The organism is Nocardia sp. NPDC002869, assembly GCF_046764065.1.
In the GTDB taxonomy this organism is placed as follows: Bacteria; Actinomycetota; Actinomycetes; order Mycobacteriales; family Mycobacteriaceae; genus Nocardia; species Nocardia rhamnosiphila.
The window spans coordinates 1-2,420 of the sequence record NZ_JBKOOL010000308.1; the positions used below are offsets into that span (position 1 = coordinate 1).

Annotated in this window: 3 protein-coding genes; 1 reads left to right on the forward strand and 2 read right to left on the reverse strand. The window is 62.3% G+C overall.

The features are described 5' to 3' along the window. Positions 1 to 465: 465 nt before the first annotated feature. Entirely contained in the window at positions 466 to 1,002 is a 537-nt protein-coding gene (locus tag ACLML9_RS28450) for an HD domain-containing protein (RefSeq protein ID WP_411948382.1), read from the forward strand. Here ACLML9_RS28450 and ACLML9_RS28455 read toward each other — a convergent pair. Further along, a complete protein-coding gene (locus tag ACLML9_RS28455; RefSeq protein WP_411948383.1) occupies positions 978 to 1,460 on the reverse strand; it encodes an NUDIX hydrolase in 483 nt (160 codons plus the stop codon). The genes ACLML9_RS28450 and ACLML9_RS28455 overlap by 25 nt on opposite strands. Before the next feature lie 4 nt (positions 1,461 to 1,464). After that, positions 1,465 to 2,199, reverse strand: a complete 735-nt coding sequence (locus ACLML9_RS28460) for a helix-turn-helix domain-containing protein (protein WP_411948384.1) — start codon at positions 2,197 to 2,199, stop codon at positions 1,465 to 1,467. Positions 2,200 to 2,420 lie beyond the last annotated feature (221 nt).

Sequence of the window (2,420 nt, forward strand, 5' to 3'; positions counted from 1 at the left end):
GAGGGAGGTCGTGTCAAGGGCGCTCTTTCCCTTGACTCGGCCGAGTGAGGTCAGACAATCGGGCCATGAGGAGGCAGGGATTACGCAACCAGCCCGGTCCCCACGTACGGATGTCGCCATCCACATTCTTTCGGCAACTCGTCCGCGCAGGTCAGATCGGTGTCGAGCTTCCTGCGACCGGACCACGGCCAGGCCCCACGAGCGACTGCCGGCCGATTCGTGCTCGGGCTGCGGGAGAGCAAGCCGGGTACGGCTCTCGTCGTGCCCACACTTCTCGGTTATCGAAAATCAGCCATCTCGGGACTGGTGGCGACGAAGCAGCGTGTCGCCGACGCACCGCCGCGCGGTCGGCGAGCGCAGCGAGTCGGCCGGGCTGGCGTAGTGCGGCGGCGGCGCGCAGCGCCGTCGCCCTTGAACCTATATGGCGAAATTCGGCAACCACTTCGCAAAGGTGACGGGCGTAGCATGGCGGCCGTGAACGAGGCTATGGCTGAGCTGCTGTCCCCGCTGACGGAATCTCGGCGCGCTCACTCGATCGCGGTGGGGCGGCGGATGGAAAGCGTCGCGGAGCTCTTGCCATCCGAACTACGCGCCGACGCGGTCACTGCTGCGTATCTCCACGACGTGGGATATGGGCATCCTGATCTTGGATTCCACCCAATCGACGGCGCTCGGCTGCTCCATTCGCTCGGCTACTCGCGGCTCGTGTGCCATATGGTGGCATTTCACACGGCGGCCGAGATCGAGGCCGGGGTTCGTGGCCTTGATGCTGGCGTGTTCGATGAGTTCCGAGTGACCGGCGTGGCTGGCTTGGACAAGGCCGATGATTTCCTGTGGTGGGCGGATCTCTCGACGGGCCCGAACGGGGAGGGCTTCACGGTAGACCAGCGGCTGGCAGAGATCTTGAAACGGTATGAGCCGGGGAGTGTCGTTCACACCGCTATCACGAAGGCTGGGCCACGGCTGAGGGCGGCGGCTCAGCGAGCATCTGGGTCTATGTAGGGCTGACTCTCGTTCAGGGCCCAATCGATCCGTTTCCGCTGGCTTCGATCCATGGTCAAGGCAGGTATCTGCTCGACCGGCACCCATTCGACCCGGGTGCTCTCGCTGCTGGTCGTGGGTTGCCCGCTGACCGGTTCGCCGCGATAGACGACGGTGAATTCCTGCCGGACCTCGTCGTTGCTCGTGTAGTGGATGACGTGGGTCGGGTCCGTGAAAATGCCGACGATGCCGGTTACGTGGATATCGACGCCGGTCTCTTCCTGCGTTTCGCGTACCGCGGTCCGGCTCAGCGACTCGCCGGGATCGTGTGCGCCTCCGGGCATGGACCAGTTCCCGTTATCCGACCTGCATATCAACAGGACTTCGCCGTCTCTTTCTACGAATGCCGCTGCGCTCGGCCGGACACTATTGGCAGTCGGCGCGTCGGGGTCCTGGTGGTAGTCGATTCGGCGTCCCATGAGGTCAGATTACTGGCCGTCCGGTTTTCCAGGCAGCCTCGAACGAGTCCATGTAGTAGGCGAAAAGACGCCCGCCGGGAACCTTCTGTAGATGCTGTACCGGGGACTTTGCGGCATAGGCCCCGTAGCTGTGGGTGTTGACCAGCATCGAGTCTCCGAAGCGGTAGATGCTGTTGTACAGAGTCGTGCGATGCGTGCGGATATCGACCATCGGCTGATCCATCGTTTCCCGGAGGTATTCCAGCGTCGATAGGCACCGCTGCGGCAGAGAGGGCAAGCCTTCCTCGCGGGCGCGAGCTTTGACCTCTGGTGAATCGCTCTCACCGAGGAGTATGCGGACCTGGACACCGGCCTGCGCCTTGGTGCGGACGACGTTCACGAAATCGAGGGATTCGACCAAGAACCCCCCTGCGTAGACCAGGACATCGATATGGTCACCGGCCTGCTTCATGAGTGAACGCCAAACCTCGTGCGGCACTTCCGGGCGGGTGGGCCAGATCTCCACCAGTTCCGACAGCGTGGCGGTAGCGGACCTACTGCCAGCCAGTAGCTCGGGCCAGAGATAGGTCTCGTCGCGGTCCAGGACGCGGGCAACTTTCAACCGCAACCCTGGGTGTGGGCATCGATCCTGCGTGATCCAGCGCTCGACGGTCTTCGTGCTGATCTTGAGTTGTTCTGCCAGGCCGTTTTTCGTGAAGTTGGCGGCGGCCATCGCTCCCCGGAGCCGTTCGTTCGTCATGCCACCATTCTACGGCAAAGTGTCCCTAAGTGTCCCAATTCTTGGGTTATTGCGTCCCTATGTGTCGCGAGATGCTTGATGTGTCAGAGGTTGAACGGCCACTCGGGCCACGTAAAGCCAACTAACACAAGGAGTTTCAGAGATGGCATTGAAGGACATGTGGATTCCGACCGACTTCCGTTCCGTGTTCCCGAAGGGTGTGTTGCTGCTGGGTGATGTCG

Excerpts from the sequence above, each read along its gene's own strand:
- ACLML9_RS28450 (WP_411948382.1), top strand. The coding sequence starts at position 466 with ATGGCGGCCGTGAACGAGGCTATGGCTGAGCTGCTGTCCCCGCTGACG.
- ACLML9_RS28460 (WP_411948384.1), bottom strand. The coding sequence starts at position 2,199 with ATGACGAACGAACGGCTCCGGGGAGCGATGGCCGCCGCCAACTTCACG.
- ACLML9_RS28455 (WP_411948383.1), bottom strand. The coding sequence starts at position 1,460 with ATGGGACGCCGAATCGACTACCACCAGGACCCCGACGCGCCGACTGCC.